Source organism: Agrobacterium sp. ST15.13.015, assembly GCF_027871645.1.
In the GTDB taxonomy this organism is placed as follows: Bacteria; Pseudomonadota; Alphaproteobacteria; order Rhizobiales; family Rhizobiaceae; genus Agrobacterium; species Agrobacterium leguminum.
Map to the genome: position 1 here is coordinate 40,935 of NZ_JAQAHF010000012.1, position 18,153 is coordinate 59,087.

The window sequence follows — 18,153 nt, forward strand, 5'->3', positions numbered from 1 at the left end:
ACGGAATCAGCGCAAAAAAGCAACCGGCTCCGCCAAGATTCTTTTACGATCCAAAGGATCTGCCGCCATGCGGAGGCGAGATATGGGCAAGAGCGCAACAGCCTCGCCCATCCGCTCCGTCGATCAGGCGGAGGCTTTCTCGAGAACGCGTTCGATAGCCTCGGTGACGGCATCGACGTCAGCCATGCCATCCAGCGTCACGAGCTCGCCCTGTTCGCTGTAATAGGCGGACAGCGGCGCGGTCTTCTCGCGATATTCCGTCAGGCGCTTGCGGAACGCTTCCGGATTGTCATCCGAGCGAACCGTACCGCCGGCGGCAATGGTTTCAGCCACGCGGTTTTCGATTCGGCGAATCAACGCCTCTTCGTCCACCTTGAGTTCGATGACGGCATCGAGGACCAGATTCTTCTTGCGCATGTTCTCGGCAAGCGCCTTGGCCTGCGGAACCGTGCGCGGATAGCCGTCGAGAATAAAGCCCTTGGCACAGTCCGGTGCTTCGATGCGTTCGGAAACGATCTGATTGACGATATCGTCGGAAACAAGCCCGCCGGCGTCCATGACGGCCTTGGCGCGTTTGCCGATTTCGGTGCCCGCGCTGACCGCAGCGCGAAGCATGTCACCGGTGGAAAGCTGCGGGATCCCGTACTTGTCCGTCAGCCGCTTGGCCTGGGTTCCCTTGCCCGCACCCGGCGGACCCAAAAATATCAGTCTCATCGTCCCCTCTTTCCTCCACGCAACTTCGACTTCTTGATCAGCCCTTCATACTGCTGCGCGATCAGGTGGCCCTGAATTTGCGCAACCGTATCCAGAGTTACACTGACAACGATCAAAAGCGAAGTACCACCAAGGGCTAATGGAATGCCCGTGCGTGCGATAAGTGTCTCAGGAAGGATACAGACGAAGACAAGATAAATCGCGCCGACCACGGTGATGCGGGTCAGGACGTAATCGATGTACTCCGCGGTGCGCTCGCCCGGACGGATGCCCGGAATGAAGCCACCATGCTTCTTGAGGTTATCTGCGGTGTCCTTCGGATTGAAGACGATCGCCGTATAGAAAAATGCGAAGAACGCGATCAGCAGGCCATAGAGCGCCATGAACAGCGGCTGTCCGTGCTGCAGCGACGCGATGATTGAGGTTGCCCAGCCCGGCAGGTTGGTGTTTCCGGCAAAACCAGCGGCCGTTGCCGGCAGCAGCAGCAGCGACGATGCGAAGATCGCGGGAATGACGCCGGCCGTGTTGAGCTTCAGCGGCAGATGCGAGGTATCGCCCTGGAACATGCGATTGCCGACCTGTCGCTTCGGATATTGGATCAACAGGCGGCGCTGCGCGCGTTCCACGAAGACGATGAGCGCGATGACGCCGATGGCGACCACAACGACCGTCAGGATGAGCGGGGTGGAAAGCGCACCGGTACGGCCGAGTTCCAGCGTGCCGGCCAGCGCCTTGGGCAGGCCTGCGGCAATGCCCGCGAAGATGATCAGCGAAATACCGTTGCCGATGCCGCGCGAGGTGATCTGTTCGCCGAGCCACATCAGGAACATCGTGCCGCCGAGCAGCGTGATGACGGTGGAAATGCGGAAGAACCAGCCCGGATCAACCACGAGGCCGTTGCCGCTTTCGAGGCCGACCGCAATGCCATAGGCCTGCAGCGTGCCGAGCAGCACCGTGCCGTAGCGCGTATACTGGTTGATGATCTTGCGGCCGGCTTCGCCTTCCTTCTTCAACGCTTCGAGCGAGGGCACGACCGAGGTCATGAGCTGCACGATGATCGAAGCGGAGATGTAAGGCATGATGCCGAGCGCGAAGATCGCCATGCGCTCGACGGCGCCACCCGCAAACATGTTGAAAAGACCGAGAATACCGTTGGCCTGGCCACGAAAGGCCTGCGCATAGGCTTCGGGGTTCAGGCCCGGAAGCGGAATGTGGGTGCCGAGACGGTAGACGAGAAGTGCGGCAAGAGTAAACCAGAGACGCTTTTTCAGATCCTCCGCCTTAGCGAAGGTCGAAAAATTCAGGTTCGAAGCCAGTTGTTCCGCTGCTGAAGCCATAAATTTCTCCGAATGACCCTTGCCAGCCAGCGCAACCGGCCGATGCGGAAAGGTCTAAAAGATACTGGTCAAAACCGGGCTTCGGACAAATGCGGCTCTGAGCCGCCATCATGCCTCACCCTGTTTTTTATGTCCTATCCCCTCCCCTACGGAAGTTCAAGAACTGTGAGGCTCTCCCTGCAGCACTTTCTGCCGCAAGCGGGGCCGTGGAAGCACACCGCGAAGAGATTGCCCTGATGCTCTATAAATCGATTTAGATCGAAAGCACCATAGGCCAGGGAGCGCAAACGCCCGGAGCGACGAGCCCCGGGCGTCTGAAGTCTATATATTACTCGGCGGCTTCTGCTGCAACTGCGAGAAGCTTGATCGAACCGCCAGCCTTTTCGATCTTTTCAATTGCGGGCTTGGAAGCGCCGGCAACTTCGAAAGCGACCTTGGCCTTCAGCTCGCCGTCGGCGAGAATGCGTACGCCGTCCTTGGCGCGGCGGATAACGCCGGCAGCCTTGAGAGCAGCGGCATCGATCGTTGCGGAAGCGTCAAGCTTCTTGGCGTCGATGGCGGTCTGAATGCGGCCGAGCGATACGACAACATATTCGGAAGCGAAGATGTTGTTGAAACCGCGCTTCGGCAGACGACGGTAGATTGGCATCTGACCGCCTTCGAAACCGTTGATGGCGACGCCCGAACGAGCCTTCTGGCCCTTCACACCGCGACCACCGGTCTTGCCCTTGCCGGAACCGATACCGCGACCTACGCGGATACGATCCTTGGAGGCGCCTTCGTTGTCTCTGATTTCATTGAGTTTCATGATAGGTTACTCCGTCTCACTTCTCGTCAACGACGCGAACGAGATGCTGGACCGCACGGATCATGCCGCGAACCGCCGGAGTGTCTTCCAGGGTGCGCTGACGATGCATCTTGTTGAGACCCAGGCCGATCAGCGTCTGGCGCTGGATTGCCGGGCGGCGAATGGGGCTGCCGATCTGTTCGACCGTAACAGTCTTCTTGGCTTCAGTAGTCTTCTTGGCCATGATCCAGCTCCTTATTCTTCAGAAGCGTTGCCGGAAGCGGCACGACGAGCCTGAAGGGTCGCATACTTCAGACCGCGCTGTGCAGCGATGTCCTTCGGATGAACCTGATGCTTCAGAGCGTCGAACGTAGCGCGAACCATGTTGTACGGGTTCGAAGAACCGGTCGACTTGGCAACAACGTCATGAACGCCGAGCGTTTCGAAAACGGCGCGCATCGGACCACCGGCGATGATACCGGTACCGGCCTTGGCCGAACGCAGCAGAACCTTGCCTGCGCCGTGACGGCCATTGACGTCGTGGTGCAGCGTGCGGCCATCGCGCAGCGGAACGAAGATCAGATCGCGCTTTGCGCTTTCGGTTGCCTTGCGGATCGCTTCCGGAACTTCACGAGCCTTGCCGTGACCGAAGCCGACGCGGCCCTTCTGGTCGCCAACGACGACGAGAGCGGCGAAGCCGAAGCGACGGCCACCCTTAACAACCTTTGCAACGCGGTTGATCGCGACCAGCTTGTCGACGAATTCGCTATCGCGCTCTTCGCGGTTCTGACGCTCTTCGCGGGAACCTCTTTTATCCTGTGCCATTGTCCTTGTCCTTTTTCTTTTGCGGGTGGAACGGCAAACGAAAAGACCAGCGGCCCCGATGAAGAGATCCGCATGGTCCGGTGAAATTCCGCCCGGATCGTTGTCCGGGCGGAAACTGCAGCGCGAAAAGCGCTACAGCATCTTTGTTGGTGCATGATCCTTTCTTTCGATCTCAAAAAATCGAAAGGGTCATGCACTCAGAAGTTCAGGCCGCCTTCGCGGGCAGCGTCTGCCAGAGCCTTGATGCGGCCGTGGTAGATGAACGCGCCACGGTCGAATACGACATCCTTGACGCCAGCCTTGACGCCACGCTCGGCAACCAGCTTGCCGACAACAGTTGCTGCTGCAACGTCGGCGCCGGTCTTGAGCGAGCCGCGCAGATCGGCTTCGAGCGTGGAGGCAGACGCAAGCGTCTTGCCAGCAACGTCATCGATGATCTGGGCGTAGATGTTCTTCGACGAGCGATGAACCGACAGGCGCGGGCGGCCGTTGGCAACCGCCTTGATCTGGCGGCGCACACGGCTCGCGCGACGTGCAAGTGCTTCTTTCCTGCTAGCCATTTCGCGTGATCCTTACTTCTTCTTGCCTTCTTTGCGGACAATACGCTCTTCAGCGTACTTCACGCCCTTGCCCTTGTAGGGCTCGGGACCGCGGTATTCGCGGATTTCCGCGGCTACCTGGCCAACCTGCTGCTTGTTGATGCCGGAAACGATGATTTCCGTGGGCTTCGGAACGGCAATGGTGATGCCGACCGGAGGCTCGTAAACAACGTCGTGGGAGAAGCCGAGAGCCAGCTGCAGGTTCTTGCCCTGCATGGCGGCACGGTAACCGACGCCGTTGATTTCGAGCTTGCGCTCATAGCCGTCCTTAACACCCTTGAAGATGTTCTCGATCATCGTGCGGGACATGCCCCACTTCGAACGAGCTTCCTTGGTGCCGTTAGCCGGCGTTACGGAAACGCCGTTATCTTCGAGCTTCAGCTGAATGTCGTCGTTAGCGACGAAAAACAGTTCACCCTTCGGGCCCTTAGCAGTAACCTTCTGGCCGTCGACATTGGCCGTCACACCTGCTGGAACCGGAACGGGCTTTTTACCGATACGAGACATTATTCAATCCTGTCTGTTCGTTATGGAGATCCTTGCTCGGGTCTTAGAAGACCGAGCAAAGAACCTCGCCACCAACGTTCTGTTCGCGAGCCTGGTGATCGGCCATCACGCCCTTCGGGGTCGAAAGGATGGTGATGCCGAGGCCGTTCGCGACCTGCGGAATGGACTTTACCGAGACATAAACCCGGCGGCCCGGCTTGGAAACGCGGCCGATCTCACGGATCACGGACGCGCCTTCGTAGTACTTCAGCTCGATCGTGAATTCGGACTTGCCGTTTTCGAAATCGACCTTGGAATAACCGCGAATGTAGCCTTCAGCCTGCAGCACGTCGAGAACGCGTGCGCGGAGGCTGGAAGCCGGCGTGCTTACCGAAGACTTGCGGCGAGCAGCACCATTGCGGATGCGGGTGAGCATATCACCCAAAGGATCAGTCATGGTCATGTGCCCGTCTCCTTACCAGCTCGACTTGACAATGCCCGGCACCTTGCCGGAATTGCCCAGCTCACGAAGCGCGATACGCGACATCTTGAGCTTGCGATAGAACGCGCGCGGACGGCCCGTTACTTCGCAGCGGTTGCGGATACGCGTCTTCGAGCCGTCACGCGGCAGCGAAGCGAGCTTCAGAGTGGCCTTGAACCGGTCTTCGATCGGAAGGGACTGGTTCATCACGATCGCCTTCAGTGCGGCGCGCTTGGCGGCCTGCTGGGCGACCGACTTGCGGCGGCGCTTGTTCTTTTCAACTGCGCTTGTTTTCGCCATATCGGAGTTCCTTTTCTACGCTCGTCGTTACGGTTAGTGACGGAACGGGAAGTTGAACTCTGTCAGCAGAGCCCGAGCTTCGTCGTCCGACGTCGCCGTCGTGCAAACGATGATGTCCATGCCCCACATCTGATCAACCTTATCGTAGTTGATCTCAGGGAACACAATGTGTTCCTTGATGCCCATGGCGAAGTTGCCACGGCCGTCAAAGCTCTTCGGGTTCAGGCCCCGGAAGTCGCGAACGCGCGGCAGCGCGATGTTGACCAGACGATCAAGGAATTCGTACATGCGGGCGCCACGAAGGGTAACCTTCGCACCGATCGGCATGCCTTCGCGAACCTTGAAACCAGCGATCGAGTTGCGAGCGCGGGTAACGACCGGCTTCTGGCCGGCAATCGCAGCCAGGTCACCGGCAGCGATGGTGGGCTTCTTGGAGTCGGCAGTCGCTTCGCCAACGCCCATGTTGATCACGATCTTTTCAAGCTTCGGGATCATCATGACGTTTGCGTAGGAGAACTTCTCCTGCATGGCGCCACGGATACGGGAAACGTATTCCGTCTTGAGACGCGGCTCGTACTTATCAGCCATCGATCACTTCTCCCGAACGCTTGGCCACGCGGACCTTCTTGCCATCCACAACCGAGAAGCCAACGCGGGTCGGCTTGCCATCCTTGTCGACGATGGCGATGTTGGAGATGTGCAAGGATGCTTCCTTGTTGATGATGCCGGCTTCCTGGGCCTGGGTCTGGCGCTGGTGACGCTTCACCATGTTAACGCCACGCACAACGGCCCGGTCTTCTTTCGGCAAAACCTGGATTACTTCGCCGGTACGGCCCTTGTCCTTACCGGTCAATACGACAACCTTGTCGCCTTTACGAATCTTCTGCATCGCTTGTCGCTCCTTACAGTACTTCCGGAGCCAGCGAGATGATCTTCATGTGGTTCTTGGCGCGAAGTTCGCGCGGAACCGGTCCGAAGATACGGGTGCCGATGGGCTCTTTCTTGTTGTCGATAAGAACGGCTGCGTTGTTATCGAAACGGATGACGCTGCCGTCAGCGCGGCGGATGTCCTTGGCGGTGCGCACGACAACCGCCTTCATCACGTCGCCCTTCTTGACGCGGCCGCGCGGAATAGCTTCCTTGATGGAAACGACAATAATGTCGCCAACAGAAGCATATTTGCGCTTCGAGCCGCCCAGCACCTTGATGCACATGACACGACGTGCGCCGGAATTATCCGCCACGTCGAGGTTTGTTTGCATCTGAATCATGTCAGGTCGCCTTCTTGTTGTTACCGGAACGGTTGGGCAAACTCTCCCGAGTAAGCCCCCTGCCCCAGCTTATGAATATCTCTTTTTTTGCGCGGAAATGTCGTGACAGGGTGGTTTCCCGAAGGACCTTCCGTGCGCATCAAAGCAAAAGACGCTCGATTCACGAGCGTCCTTGCGGTGCTTCATACAGGAATTCGCGCCAAGTGCAAGACACCTGGCGCGATTCTGATGAAATTAAGCCTGGGCGGAAACGACCGTCCAGCGCTTGTCCTTGGAGATCGGTGCGCATTCCTCGATGGAAACGACATCGCCGACCTTATACTGATTGTTTTCGTCGTGTGCCTTGTACTTCTTCGAACGACGAACGGTCTTCTGAAGCAGCGGGTGAGCGAATCGGCGCTCAACCCGGACTACGACAGTCTTCTCGTTCTTGTCGGACACAACGACGCCCTGCAGAATGCGTTTCGGCATATTATTCTTCCTTAGGCCTTGGCTTCTGCCGCCTTCTGGCGGGCAATGGTTTTAACGCGGGCGATATCCTTGCGGACTTCGTTGATGCGCGAGGACTTCTCCAGCTGACCAGTTGCCTTCTGGAAGCGCAGGTTGAACTGCTCCTTCTTCAGATCGGCGAGCTTGTCCTTGAGCTGGTCGGCGCTGAGGCCGCGAACTTCATCGGCTTTCATGTGCCTTGCTCCTTACTCTGCGATGCGCTGTACGAAGCGCGTCTTGACCGAGAGCTTGGCAGCGCCGAGACGAAGCGCCTCACGGGCGATCTCCTCGGACACACCGTCGATCTCGAACATCATACGACCGGGCTTGACCTTGCATGCCCAGTAATCGACCGAACCCTTGCCCTTACCCATACGAACTTCGGTCGGCTTTGCCGTGACCGGAACGTCGGGGAATACGCGGATCCACACGCGACCTGCGCGCTTCATGTAACGCGTGATCGCGCGGCGGGCCGCTTCGATCTCGCGTGCATTCACGCGGTTCGGTTCCTGCGACTTCAAGCCGAATTCACCGAATGCCAGGTCAAAGCCGCCCTTGGCGACGCCCTTGATGCGTCCCTTGAACTGCTTACGGTACTTAGTACGCTTTGGCTGCAACATTTTCTTACTTCTCCGAGCTTATCTTTCGCCAGCGTCAATCAAGCGTTTTCGCGACGACGATCGGGACGATCGCCACGCTCACGGCTTGCAGGGCCCTGTGCGTCGCCTTCGAGACCGCGACGCTCAGAAGCCATCGGATCGTGCTCAAGGATTTCGCCCTTGAAGATCCAGACCTTGATGCCGCAAATGCCGAATGCGGTTTCAGCTTCAGCCGTGCCGTAGTCGATGTCCGCACGCAGCGTGTGGAGCGGAACGCGACCTTCGCGGTACCATTCGGTACGAGCGATTTCTGCACCGCCGAGACGGCCGCCGCAGGTGATCTTGATGCCTTCGGCGCCAAGACGCATTGCGGACTGAACAGCACGCTTCATCGCACGGCGGAAAGCCACGCGGCGCTCGAGCTGCTGAGCGATCGACTGGGCAACCAGCGTCGCGTCGATTTCCGGCTTGCGCACTTCAACGATGTTGAGGTGCGTTTCGGAGTTGGTCATCTCGGAAAGCTTCTTGCGAAGCTTCTCGATGTCCGCACCCTTCTTGCCGATGATCAGACCCGGACGAGCCGAGTGGATCGTAACGCGGCACTTCTTGTGCGGACGCTCGATGACGACCTTTGCGATACCGGCCTGCTTGAGTTCCTTGATCAGGTAAGCCCGGATCTTCAGGTCTTCATGCAGCAGCTTGCCGTATTCTGCGGTGTCAGCGTACCAGCGGCTATCCCAGGTACGGTTGATGCCGAGGCGGAAGCCGATCGGATTGATTTTCTGACCCATTATGCGGCCTCCCCTTTTTCCTCGACTTCACGAACAACGATCGTGAGGTGAGCGAACGGCTTTTCGATGCGGGAAGCACGACCACGGCCACGAGCGTGGAAACGCTTCATGGTGATGGACTTGCCAACATAGGCCTCGGCGACGACGAGAGCGTCGACGTCGAGGTCGTGGTTGTTTTCCGCATTGGCAATTGCAGATTCCAGCGTCTTCTTGACGGTGCCTGCAATGCGCTTGCGGGAGAATTCGAGCTCGGCGAGAGCGCGATCAACCTTCTTGCCACGGATAAGAGCGGCAACCAGGTTCAGTTTCTGGGGGCTGACGCGGAGCGTACGGGCAACGGCCTGAGCCTCGTTGTCCTTCAGCCGGCGTTCGGTCTTAGCCTTCGCCATGATTACTTCCTCTTTGCCTTCTTGTCCGCGCCGTGACCGTAATAGGTACGGGTCGGAGAGAATTCACCGAACTTGTGTCCGACCATGTCTTCGTTGACGGAGACGGGCACATGCTTGCTGCCGTTGTAGACGCCGAAGGTCAGACCAACGAACTGCGGCAGGATCGTGGAGCGACGGCTCCAGATCTTGATTACTTCGTTACGTCCGCTCTCGCGCACCTTCTCAGCCTTGGTGAGAAGATAGCCGTCAACAAACGGACCTTTCCATACTGAACGAGCCATTAGTGACTACCTCTCTTACTTCTTACGCTGATGGCGCGAGCGCATGATGAACTTGTCGGTCGACTTGTTCGAACGGGTGCGCTTGCCCTTCGTGGGCTTGCCCCACGGAGTAACCGGGTGGCGACCACCCGACGTGCGACCTTCACCACCACCGTGCGGGTGGTCGACCGGGTTCATGACGACGCCGCGAACGTGCGGACGCTTGCCGCGCCAACGGGAACGACCGGCCTTGCCGTCGTTGATGTTGGCGTGGTCCGAGTTCGAAACGGCACCGATCGATGCAAGGCACGAGCCATGCACCAGACGCTGTTCGCCCGAGTTGAGACGCAGGATGGCCATGCCGGCATCGCGGCCGACGAGCTGGACATACGTACCGGCGGAGCGAGCGATCTGACCGCCCTTGCCCGGCTTCATCTCGACGTTGTGGATGATCGAACCGACCGGAATGTACTGAAGCGGCATGGTGTTGCCGGGCTTCACGTCCACTGCCTTGTCGGAGGCGATCACCTTGTCACCGGCAGCGAGACGCTGTGGCGCGAGAATGTAAGCCTGTTCGCCGTCGGTATACGTAACCAGCGCGATGAACGCGGTGCGGTTGGGGTCGTATTCCAGACGCTCAACGGTGCCTTCTACGTCGAACTTGCGACGCTTGAAGTCAACCAGACGGTAGGTCCGCTTGTGACCGCCACCCTGGAAACGGACGGTGATCCGGCCCTGGTTGTTACGGCCACCCTTGGAGCTGAGGCCCTGGGTGAGAGCCTTTACCGGCTTGCCCTTGTAGAGCGAAGCGCGGTCCACGATAACCAGCTGGCGCTGGCTCGGCGTGGTCGGATTGAAACTTTTCAATGCCATTTTCTTGTTCCCTTTTGGGTCTTTGCCCGCTTGGGCCTAACCTTTAGAGTCCGGTGGACACGTCGATGGATTGACCTTCGGCGAGCGTGACGACGGCTTTCTTGACGTCCTTCAGCTTACCGGCGAATCCACGGAAACGACGGGTCTTACCCTTGCGGATAAGCGTGTTCACAGCCGTGACTTTGACGCCGAAGAGAGCTTCCACGGCAGCCTTGATCTCAGGCTTGGAAGCATTCTTGGCGACGTTGAATACGACCTGGTTCTGTTCGGATACCAGCGTCGACTTTTCCGTGATCGAAGGAGATACGATCACATCGTAGTGGCGAAGATCCGTCATTTGAACCGCTCCTCCAGAGCCTCTACAGCAGCCTTGGAAAGCACCAGCTTGCCACGACGCAGGATGTCGTAAACATTGATGCCCTGAACCGGCAGAACGTCCACGTTCGGGATGTTCTGAGCAGCGAGCTTGAAGTTGCCATCAAGTTCGGCGCCGCCGATAACGAGAGCGTTGGTCAGGCCAAGCGAAGCGAAGCTGCCCAGCAGAGCCTTGGTCTTTGCTTCGGACGCGACGAGCTGATCGACGATGATCAGTTCTTCAGCCTTCAGCTTTGCAGACAGGGCGTGACGCAGAGCGAGCGCACGAACCTTCTTCGGAAGATCGTGTGCATGGCTGCGAACGACCGGGCCGTGGGCCTTGCCGCCGCCGCGGAACTGCGGTGCGCGAGCCGAATGGTGACGAGCGCGGCCCGTACCCTTCTGCTTGTACATCTTCGCGCCGGTGCGGGAAACTTCCGACCGGTTCTTGGACTTGTGGGTTCCCTGCTGCTTCTTTGCAAGCTGCCAGCGAACCATGCGGGCCAGGATGTCCTGGCGGGGGTCGAGGCCGAAGATCTCATCCGACAGAGAAACCTTGCCGGCGTCTTTTCCCTCGAGGGTCTTGACGTTCAATTCCATGATAAGGCTCCCTTACTTCGCAGCCGACTTGACGGCGTCGCGGACGATGATCCAGGAACCCTTCGAGCCGGGAACTGCACCCTTCACGAGGATGAGGCCACGGTCTTCATCGGTCGAAACGACTTCGAGGTTCTGGGTCGTAACGCGCGTCTGGCCCATATGACCAGCCATGCGCTTGCCCTTCCAGACGCGGCCCGGATCCTGGTTGTTACCGGTCGAACCGTGTGCACGGTGCGATACGGAGTTACCGTGCGAAGCGCGGCCACCACCGAAGTTGTGACGCTTCATAGCACCGGCAAAACCTTTACCGATCGTGGTTCCAGTGACGTCGACCAGCTGGCCGGACTGAAAATGATTTGCGGTCAGTGTTGCACCGATGTCGATCAGGTTCTCGGGGGAAACCCGGAACTCGACGAGCTTGGCTTTCGGTTCGACATTGGCAGCGGCAAAGTGACCGCGAAGCGCCTTCGTCGTGTTCTTGACCTTGGACTGGCCGGCACCGAGCTGAACTGCGGTATAGCCATTCTTGTCTTCCGTGCGCTGGGCAACGACTTGTACGTTATCCAGTCGCAATACTGTTACGGGGATATGTTCACCTGCGTCGTTATAGACGCGTGTCATACCCACTTTCTGTGCAATCACACCTGAACGCATTGGTTCATCCTCTTGCGAGCCTTGAAGGGAAAACCCTCTCTGGCCTTTGTTAAGGAGTGCCCTTCGACATCTCACGATGTTTCCGGTCTCCGGTTTGGAAGTCGTTGGATTGCTCCACGTACCTTCCTTGTTATTGGCCCTCACCCAAAGGTGAAGTCCGGCCTTGTTACTTCAGCCCTCACCTTGAATGGATCGGGCCGGGTCTTAGAGCTTGATTTCCACGTCAACGCCAGCAGCGAGGTCGAGCTTCATCAGAGCATCGACAGTCTGCGGGGTGGGGTCAACGATATCGAGAAGACGCTTGTGCGTCCGCATTTCGAACTGTTCACGGCTCTTCTTATCAACGTGAGGAGAGCGGTTGACGGTAAACTTTTCGATGCGGGTGGGGAGCGGAACCGGGCCGCGAACGCTGGCGCCGGTGCGCTTTGCGGTCGACACGATTTCACGGGTAGAGGCATCGAGGATCCGGTGATCGAACGCCTTGAGGCGGATACGGATATTCTGGCCGTTCATTCGTCTTGTCCTTGTTCTTTGTTATTCGTTTCCGCACGCGGAAACACATGAACTTCTATTGATCGTGGCGCCGCAGATTTTCAAAAATCGAGAGAAATGCGCTGTCGCATCCCAATCATTTCAATTGTCTGTATTGCTAAAACACCGCGTTTCGCAATCGCTTGCGAATCCAGCGGTGAGTGTGAGTGCGCGTTTACGCGCTTTCACCGAATTTTTCAAGCACTAAAAATGCAACGCCGCCAGGCTTTTTACCAAAAGTCCGGCGGCGGTGTTGTTCACACCGCCGCCAGTCAGAATTTCAAAGGTCGAAATTACTCGACGATCGAAGCGACGATGCCTGCGCCGACGGTACGGCCGCCTTCGCGGATAGCGAAGCGCAGCTTTTCTTCCATCGCGATCGGAACGATCAGCTCGACGTCAACGGTCACGTTGTCGCCAGGCATAACCATTTCCGTGCCTTCCGGAAGCGTAACGATGCCCGTTACGTCCGTCGTGCGGAAGTAGAACTGCGGACGGTAGTTCGTGAAGAACGGCGTATGACGGCCGCCTTCTTCCTTCGTCAGGATGTAGGCTTCAGCCTTGAACTTCTTGTGCGGCTTGACAGAACCCGGCTTGCACAGGATCTGACCACGCTCGACGCCGTCACGGTTAACACCGCGAACCAGTGCACCGATGTTGTCGCCGGCCTGGCCCTGGTCGAGCAGCTTGCGGAACATTTCAACGCCGGTAACCGTCGTCTTCGAGGTCGGACGAATGCCGACGATTTCGACTTCTTCGCCAACCTTGACGATACCGCGCTCAACGCGACCCGTCACAACCGTACCACGGCCGGAGATCGAGAACACGTCTTCGATCGGCATCAGGAACGGCTGGTCGATCGGACGCTCAGGCGTCGGGATGTAGGCGTCAACCGCAGCCATCAGCTCGCGGATCGCGTCTTCGCCGATCTTCTTGTCAGAATCTTCAAGAGCAGCAAGGGCCGAACCCTTGATGATCGGGATATCGTCGCCCGGGAAGTCGTAGGACGACAGAAGTTCGCGAACTTCAAGCTCAACGAGCTCGAGAAGCTCGGCGTCGTCAACCTGGTCGACCTTGTTGAGGAACACGACGATCGCCGGAACGCCAACCTGACGGGCAAGCAGGATGTGCTCGCGGGTCTGCGGCATCGGGCCGTCAGCGGCCGAGCAAACCAGGATCGCGCCGTCCATCTGGGCAGCACCGGTGATCATGTTCTTCACGTAGTCGGCGTGGCCGGGGCAGTCGACGTGCGCGTAGTGACGGGCAGGCGTTTCGTATTCAACGTGCGCCGTCGAAATCGTGATACCACGGGCCTTTTCTTCAGGCGCGGCGTCGATCTGGTCATACGCCTTGAATTCGCCGAAGAACTTCGTGATCGCTGCCGTCAGCGACGTCTTGCCATGGTCAACGTGACCGATCGTGCCAATGTTGACGTGCGGCTTATTGCGCTCAAACTTGCTCTTTGCCATTAGTGGCTCTCCATTCTTGTCCCTTGACGGGAATAATCTTCAAAATTCGGTGGGGCGTACCCCGATCACTTCTGACCGGAGTACTTAGCCTGGATTTCCTGCGCCACGTTCGACGGAACCGGCGAATAGTGGTCGAACGTCATCGAGTACTGTGCACGGCCCTGCGACATGGAGCGCAGGTTGTCGACGTACTTGAACATGTTCGCGAGCGGAACATGCGCGTTGATGACGACCGCGATACCACGGCTTTCCTGGCCCTGGATCTGACCACGACGGGAGTTCAGGTCGCCGATAACGTCACCGACATAGTCTTCCGGCGTTACGACTTCGACCTTCATCATCGGCTCGAGAAGCTGTGCGCCAGCCTTCTTGGCTGCTTCACGGAAGCAGGCACGCGATGCGATTTCGAAGGCGAGAACCGACGAGTCAACATCGTGGAATGCACCATCGACCAGCGTCGCCTTGACGCCGAGCATCGGGAAGCCAGCCAGCGGACCGGAAGACAGAACGCTTTCGATACCCTTCTGAACGCCCGGGATGTATTCCTTCGGAACTGCACCGCCGACGATCTTCGACTCGAACTTGAAGTCTTCGCCTTCGGGGTTCGGTTCGAAGATGATCTTCACGCGAGCGAACTGACCGGTACCACCGGACTGCTTCTTGTGCGTGTAGTCTTCTTCGTGCTGACGCGTGATGGTTTCGCGGTAGGCAACCTGCGGAGCGCCAACGGTTGCTTCAACCTTGAATTCGCGACGCATACGGTCAACGAGAATGTCGAGGTGAAGTTCGCCCATGCCCGCGATGATCGTCTGACCGGATTCTTCATCCGTCTTGACGCGGAACGAAGGATCTTCAGCAGCCAGACGGTTGAGCGCGAGGCCCATCTTTTCCTGGTCGCCCTTGGTCTTCGGCTCGATCGCGATCTGGATGACCGGCTCGGGGAATTCCATGCGCTCGAGGATAACCGGCTTCAGCGGATCGCAGAGCGTATCGCCAGTGGTGGTTTCCTTGAGGCCGGCCAGAGCAACGATGTCGCCGGCAAAGGCTTCTTCGATGTCTTCACGGCTGTTGGAGTGCATCTGCAGCATACGGCCGACGCGCTCGCGCTTGTCCTTGACCGTGTTGATGACGGACGTACCCTTTTCGAGCTTGCCCGAGTAGATGCGTGCGAAGGTCAGCGAACCGACGAAGGGGTCGTTCATGATCTTGAACGCGAGCATGGAAAGCGGCTCGCTGTCGTCGGCATGACGCTCGATTTCGGCTTCGGTCTTGAAGTCGATACCCTTGATCGCCGGAATGTCCAGCGGAGAAGGCAGGTAGTCGACAACGGCGTCGAGAAGCGGCTGAACGCCCTTGTTCTTGAACGCGGTACCGCAGAACATCGGGTGGAACTTCACGTCGATGGTGCCGCGGCGAACGAGCGCACGGATCTTGTCGTTGTCGGGCATGATGCCGTTCAGGTAGTCTTCCATCGCTTCTTCGTCGATCTCGACAACGGTCTCGATCAGCTTTTCGCGATATTCGTCAGCCTTGGCCTTCATGTCTTCCGGGATTTCGACGACGTCCCACTGAGCGCCGAGCGATTCGTCGCGCCAGATGAGTGCGTTCATCTCGATCAGGTCGATAACGCCCTTGAACTCGGCCTCAGCGCCGATCGGCAGCTGCATGACAACGGCGATGGCGCCGAGACGGGTCTTGATCATTTCTACCGAGCGGTAGAAGTCAGCACCGGTCTTGTCCATCTTGTTGCAGAAGATCATGCGCGGAACATGATACTTCTCAGCCTGGCGCCAGACGGTTTCCGTCTGCGGCTCAACACCGGCGTTGGCGTCGAGCAGCGCGATGGCGCCGTCGAGAACGCGCAGCGAACGCTCGACTTCAATGGTGAAGTCAACGTGGCCGGGGGTGTCGATGATGTTGAAGCGGCGCATCTTGCCGTCGCGACCCTTCCAGAAGGTCGTGGTGGCAGCGGAGGTGATGGTGATACCACGCTCCTGCTCCTGCTCCATCCAGTCCATCGTGGCAGCGCCATCGTGAACTTCGCCGATCTTGTGCGACTTACCGGTGTAATAAAGGATACGCTCGGTGGTCGTCGTCTTGCCGGCGTCGATATGCGCCATGATACCGAAATTGCGGTAGTCTTCGATTTTATATTCGCGAGCCATAATGGACTGCCTTTCGATATGCGACCGGTTAAGATTACCAGCGGTAATGCGAGAATGCGCGGTTGGCGTCGGCCATCTTGTGCGTGTCTTCGCGCTTCTTGACAGCGGAACCGCGGTTGTTCGCAGCGTCCATGAGTTCGCCGGAAAGGCGATCGACCATGGTCGTTTCGTTGCGCTTGCGGGCAGCCGTGATCAGCCAGCGGATAGCGAGGGCCTGACGGCGCTCGGGGCGAACGTCGACGGGAACCTGATACGTGGCACCACCAACGCGGCGCGAACGTACTTCAACGTGCGGAGCAACGTTGTCGAGGGCGGAGTGGAACACGCCGAGCGGCTCCTGCTTCGTCTTGCCCTGAACGACGTCGAACGCGCCGTAAACGATGCTTTCTGCGACCGACTTCTTGCCGTGAAGCATGATGGCGTTCATGAACTTGGTGACGACCAGATCGCCGAACTTCGGGTCCGGGTTGATCTCACGCTTTTCTGCACTATGGCGACGGGACATATTCTTTGTCTCTCAATGTTATTGACGCTAAACCACGCGGAGAACCTCGCGCAGCGCCGGAATTTGTTTAAACCCGAATTACTTCGGACGCTTCGCACCGTACTTGGAGCGGCGCTGCTTGCGGTTCTTGACGCCCTGGGTATCGAGAACACCGCGGATGATGTGGTAACGCACACCCGGCAAGTCCTTTACGCGGCCGCCGCGGATCATGACCACGGAGTGTTCCTGAAGGTTGTGACCTTCGCCCGGAATGTAGCCGATGACTTCGAAGCCGTTGGTGAGGCGGATCTTGGCAACCTTACGCAGAGCCGAGTTCGGCTTCTTCGGGGTCGTCGTGTAAACGCGGGTGCAAACACCACGCTTCTGCGGGTTTTCCTGAAGAGCAGGAACCTTGTTGCGCTTTACCTGTGCCTGGCGAGGCTTGCGGATCAGCTGGTTTACGGTAGGCATATAACCATCCCTTGCAAAAACTACTTTAGCCACCCTCACGGGTGGCGGCTATGCCGTTGCCGGCGACGATGCACGCATATATCCTCATGCGCAAAACGTGGCCCGATCCGTTTTCACGGATGGACCACCAAGAGCAGAGGACACCGGATGAGGCGTCTTGCGTGCAACATTCGTGTCTTCTACGTGCAATGGAGACCCGTTTGAGATGATGTTCGGGAAAAAGGTTACCGAACGGCCAGCACCCACAGAGGCTCCGATGGCGGGCGTACTACTGTTTTAGCCAGCTTTCGTCAAGGGTGAATCCACATTTTGCGCCGCCACCCATGGCCGCAAAGCCCACGTCCGGGCCATTTCCAACCCGCTTTAACATAAGTCGGCGCAGAAGGCAGCGATTTTGACCTCCGCGCTTTGGCTTTTCATAAAATCCGTCTATTGATTCCCCATGGCGGGTCGGAGCGGCTCCGCCATGGGTGGGACCGATTCCCTCGGCCCGCATCACAGCAACGACAGATCAAGGAACCGCGTCATGAGCACCCTCCCCGACAACGACAACGGACGCGACGAGCCGATGGTCTTCATCGTCATCGGCAAGGCCTATGAGACCGACAATTCCGACGGCATCGACATCCACGTCATCCTGCGGGCGCCGGACGACGATACCGCCGTACGCGAAACGCTGAACGCGCTTTCCGAGGAAGGCTTCATCGAAGCCGATCTCGACCAGATCGGCATGCTGACCGACATCCCGGACGAAGAGCCGCACGCCTCCGCCTATCAGGGCGCACTCGAAGGCGAAGTCGCCATCATCCGCTTCGCCTGAGGTTCAAGCCATGGCGGTCAGACGTGTCGTCGCCAATATAGCAACGCCGGAACCCGCGCGGGCTCAGGCGTTCTACGGTGACATTCTCGGCATGCCCGCCGCCATGGATCATGGCTGGATCGTCACCCATGCCAGCCCGCTCGAAGCGCGGGCTCAGGTGAGTTTTGCGCGCGAAGGTGGCTCCGGCACGGATGTGCCCGACCTCTCCATCGAGGTCGATGATTTCGACGAGGTCCACGCCCGAATCCTGACGGCCGAGCTGCCGATCGAATACGGCCCCGTAGTCGAGGCGTGGGGTGTACGACGCCTGTTCGTGCGCGACCCCTTCGGCAAACTCATCAATATATTAAGTCACTCATAGATTATATACTTTAAATACAGTAGTATTAATTCTTTATACATTG

29 protein-coding genes are annotated in these 18,153 nt (G+C 58.3%); 2 read left to right on the forward strand and 27 right to left on the reverse strand.

Annotated elements, in window-relative coordinates:
* Nucleotides 1–123: 123 nt before the first annotated feature.
* The 27 genes from PIB16_RS18635 to rpsL form a co-directional block, all read right to left on the reverse strand.
* Nucleotides 124–714, reverse strand: coding sequence for an adenylate kinase (locus tag PIB16_RS18635; protein ID WP_003521011.1), 591 nt, complete (start codon nucleotides 712–714; stop codon nucleotides 124–126).
* On the reverse strand, nucleotides 711–2,051 hold the full coding sequence (gene secY, locus PIB16_RS18640) for a preprotein translocase subunit SecY (RefSeq protein ID WP_003521010.1): 1,341 nt from the start codon (nucleotides 2,049–2,051) through the stop codon (nucleotides 711–713). The genes PIB16_RS18635 and secY overlap by 4 nt, the downstream gene beginning before the upstream one ends.
* A gap of 328 nt (nucleotides 2,052–2,379) precedes the next feature.
* The gene (gene rplO, locus PIB16_RS18645; protein ID WP_003521009.1) at nucleotides 2,380–2,859 is read right to left on the reverse strand and encodes a 50S ribosomal protein L15; all 480 of its coding nucleotides are present in this window, start codon (nucleotides 2,857–2,859) and stop codon (nucleotides 2,380–2,382) included.
* 16 nt (nucleotides 2,860–2,875) lie between these two features.
* Entirely contained in the window at nucleotides 2,876–3,082 is a 207-nt protein-coding gene (gene rpmD, locus PIB16_RS18650; protein WP_020812287.1) for a 50S ribosomal protein L30, read from the reverse strand.
* An 11-nt stretch (nucleotides 3,083–3,093) separates the two neighbouring features.
* On the reverse strand, nucleotides 3,094–3,663 hold the full coding sequence (rpsE, locus tag PIB16_RS18655) for a 30S ribosomal protein S5 (protein WP_004442585.1): 570 nt from the start codon (nucleotides 3,661–3,663) through the stop codon (nucleotides 3,094–3,096).
* Nucleotides 3,664–3,860: 197 nt separating this feature from the next.
* Nucleotides 3,861–4,223: a 50S ribosomal protein L18 gene (rplR, locus tag PIB16_RS18660; RefSeq protein ID WP_003521008.1), complete on the reverse strand. Its 363-nt coding sequence runs from the start codon at nucleotides 4,221–4,223 to the stop codon at nucleotides 3,861–3,863.
* A 12-nt stretch (nucleotides 4,224–4,235) separates the two neighbouring features.
* Nucleotides 4,236–4,769 carry a 50S ribosomal protein L6 gene (rplF, locus tag PIB16_RS18665; protein WP_003495204.1) on the reverse strand — a complete coding sequence of 178 codons (534 nt, stop codon included), beginning with the start codon at nucleotides 4,767–4,769 and terminating at the stop codon, nucleotides 4,236–4,238.
* Between the two features lie 43 nt (nucleotides 4,770–4,812).
* The gene (gene rpsH / locus PIB16_RS18670) at nucleotides 4,813–5,211 is read right to left on the reverse strand and encodes a 30S ribosomal protein S8 (protein WP_003521007.1); all 399 of its coding nucleotides are present in this window, start codon (nucleotides 5,209–5,211) and stop codon (nucleotides 4,813–4,815) included.
* Nucleotides 5,212–5,223: 12 nt separating this feature from the next.
* Nucleotides 5,224–5,529, reverse strand: a complete 306-nt coding sequence (gene rpsN / locus PIB16_RS18675; RefSeq protein WP_003507785.1) for a 30S ribosomal protein S14 — start codon at nucleotides 5,527–5,529, stop codon at nucleotides 5,224–5,226.
* Between the two features lie 33 nt (nucleotides 5,530–5,562).
* Nucleotides 5,563–6,117 (reverse strand): 50S ribosomal protein L5, encoded by a 555-nt coding sequence (gene rplE, locus PIB16_RS18680; RefSeq protein ID WP_003495201.1) that lies wholly within the window; start codon nucleotides 6,115–6,117, stop codon nucleotides 5,563–5,565.
* Complete coding sequence (gene rplX, locus PIB16_RS18685; protein ID WP_003521006.1) at nucleotides 6,110–6,418, reverse strand: 50S ribosomal protein L24; 309 nt, start codon at nucleotides 6,416–6,418, stop codon at nucleotides 6,110–6,112. The genes rplE and rplX overlap by 8 nt, the downstream gene beginning before the upstream one ends.
* A gap of 13 nt (nucleotides 6,419–6,431) precedes the next feature.
* Nucleotides 6,432–6,800 (reverse strand): 50S ribosomal protein L14, encoded by a 369-nt coding sequence (gene rplN, locus PIB16_RS18690; RefSeq protein WP_003495199.1) that lies wholly within the window; start codon nucleotides 6,798–6,800, stop codon nucleotides 6,432–6,434.
* A 234-nt stretch (nucleotides 6,801–7,034) separates the two neighbouring features.
* Nucleotides 7,035–7,271 (reverse strand): 30S ribosomal protein S17, encoded by a 237-nt coding sequence (gene rpsQ, locus PIB16_RS18695; protein ID WP_003495195.1) that lies wholly within the window; start codon nucleotides 7,269–7,271, stop codon nucleotides 7,035–7,037.
* Between the two features lie 11 nt (nucleotides 7,272–7,282).
* Complete coding sequence (rpmC, locus tag PIB16_RS18700) at nucleotides 7,283–7,483, reverse strand: 50S ribosomal protein L29 (protein WP_003495193.1); 201 nt, start codon at nucleotides 7,481–7,483, stop codon at nucleotides 7,283–7,285.
* Between the two features lie 12 nt (nucleotides 7,484–7,495).
* Complete coding sequence (rplP, locus tag PIB16_RS18705) at nucleotides 7,496–7,909, reverse strand: 50S ribosomal protein L16 (protein ID WP_003495190.1); 414 nt, start codon at nucleotides 7,907–7,909, stop codon at nucleotides 7,496–7,498.
* 38 nt (nucleotides 7,910–7,947) lie between these two features.
* Nucleotides 7,948–8,679: a 30S ribosomal protein S3 gene (rpsC, locus tag PIB16_RS18710; RefSeq protein ID WP_003495188.1), complete on the reverse strand. Its 732-nt coding sequence runs from the start codon at nucleotides 8,677–8,679 to the stop codon at nucleotides 7,948–7,950.
* A complete protein-coding gene (gene rplV / locus PIB16_RS18715; RefSeq protein WP_003521005.1) occupies nucleotides 8,679–9,068 on the reverse strand; it encodes a 50S ribosomal protein L22 in 390 nt (129 codons plus the stop codon). The genes rpsC and rplV overlap by 1 nt, the downstream gene beginning before the upstream one ends.
* A 2-nt stretch (nucleotides 9,069–9,070) precedes the next feature.
* Complete coding sequence (gene rpsS, locus PIB16_RS18720) at nucleotides 9,071–9,349, reverse strand: 30S ribosomal protein S19 (RefSeq protein WP_003507772.1); 279 nt, start codon at nucleotides 9,347–9,349, stop codon at nucleotides 9,071–9,073.
* Between the two features lie 15 nt (nucleotides 9,350–9,364).
* Nucleotides 9,365–10,201 (reverse strand): 50S ribosomal protein L2, encoded by an 837-nt coding sequence (gene rplB / locus PIB16_RS18725; RefSeq protein ID WP_003521004.1) that lies wholly within the window; start codon nucleotides 10,199–10,201, stop codon nucleotides 9,365–9,367.
* Between the two features lie 43 nt (nucleotides 10,202–10,244).
* The gene (locus PIB16_RS18730) at nucleotides 10,245–10,538 is read right to left on the reverse strand and encodes a 50S ribosomal protein L23 (protein WP_003521003.1); all 294 of its coding nucleotides are present in this window, start codon (nucleotides 10,536–10,538) and stop codon (nucleotides 10,245–10,247) included.
* Nucleotides 10,535–11,155 carry a 50S ribosomal protein L4 gene (rplD, locus tag PIB16_RS18735; RefSeq protein WP_003495173.1) on the reverse strand — a complete coding sequence of 207 codons (621 nt, stop codon included), beginning with the start codon at nucleotides 11,153–11,155 and terminating at the stop codon, nucleotides 10,535–10,537. Before rplD ends, PIB16_RS18730 begins: the two co-directional genes overlap by 4 nt.
* A gap of 12 nt (nucleotides 11,156–11,167) precedes the next feature.
* Entirely contained in the window at nucleotides 11,168–11,809 is a 642-nt protein-coding gene (rplC, locus tag PIB16_RS18740; protein ID WP_003507769.1) for a 50S ribosomal protein L3, read from the reverse strand.
* A gap of 204 nt (nucleotides 11,810–12,013) precedes the next feature.
* Nucleotides 12,014–12,322, reverse strand: coding sequence for a 30S ribosomal protein S10 (gene rpsJ, locus PIB16_RS18745; RefSeq protein ID WP_003507767.1), 309 nt, complete (start codon nucleotides 12,320–12,322; stop codon nucleotides 12,014–12,016).
* 311 nt (nucleotides 12,323–12,633) lie between these two features.
* Nucleotides 12,634–13,809: an elongation factor Tu gene (tuf, locus tag PIB16_RS18750; protein ID WP_003525183.1), complete on the reverse strand. Its 1,176-nt coding sequence runs from the start codon at nucleotides 13,807–13,809 to the stop codon at nucleotides 12,634–12,636.
* 65 nt (nucleotides 13,810–13,874) lie between these two features.
* The gene (gene fusA / locus PIB16_RS18755; protein WP_065655891.1) at nucleotides 13,875–15,974 is read right to left on the reverse strand and encodes an elongation factor G; all 2,100 of its coding nucleotides are present in this window, start codon (nucleotides 15,972–15,974) and stop codon (nucleotides 13,875–13,877) included.
* 34 nt (nucleotides 15,975–16,008) lie between these two features.
* Nucleotides 16,009–16,479 (reverse strand): 30S ribosomal protein S7, encoded by a 471-nt coding sequence (gene rpsG / locus PIB16_RS18760; RefSeq protein WP_003507761.1) that lies wholly within the window; start codon nucleotides 16,477–16,479, stop codon nucleotides 16,009–16,011.
* A 78-nt stretch (nucleotides 16,480–16,557) separates the two neighbouring features.
* Nucleotides 16,558–16,929: a 30S ribosomal protein S12 gene (gene rpsL, locus PIB16_RS18765; RefSeq protein ID WP_003507760.1), complete on the reverse strand. Its 372-nt coding sequence runs from the start codon at nucleotides 16,927–16,929 to the stop codon at nucleotides 16,558–16,560.
* 526 nt (nucleotides 16,930–17,455) lie between these two features.
* On the opposite strand from rpsL, the gene PIB16_RS18770 reads away from it, so the two are divergent.
* Together PIB16_RS18770 and PIB16_RS18775 are read left to right on the forward strand one after the other, a co-directional pair.
* Nucleotides 17,456–17,749: a transcriptional regulator gene (locus PIB16_RS18770; RefSeq protein ID WP_271046158.1), complete on the forward strand. Its 294-nt coding sequence runs from the start codon at nucleotides 17,456–17,458 to the stop codon at nucleotides 17,747–17,749.
* Between the two features lie 10 nt (nucleotides 17,750–17,759).
* On the forward strand, nucleotides 17,760–18,110 hold the full coding sequence (locus PIB16_RS18775; protein WP_080856523.1) for a VOC family protein: 351 nt from the start codon (nucleotides 17,760–17,762) through the stop codon (nucleotides 18,108–18,110).
* The last annotated feature ends 43 nt before the right edge of the window (nucleotides 18,111–18,153 follow it).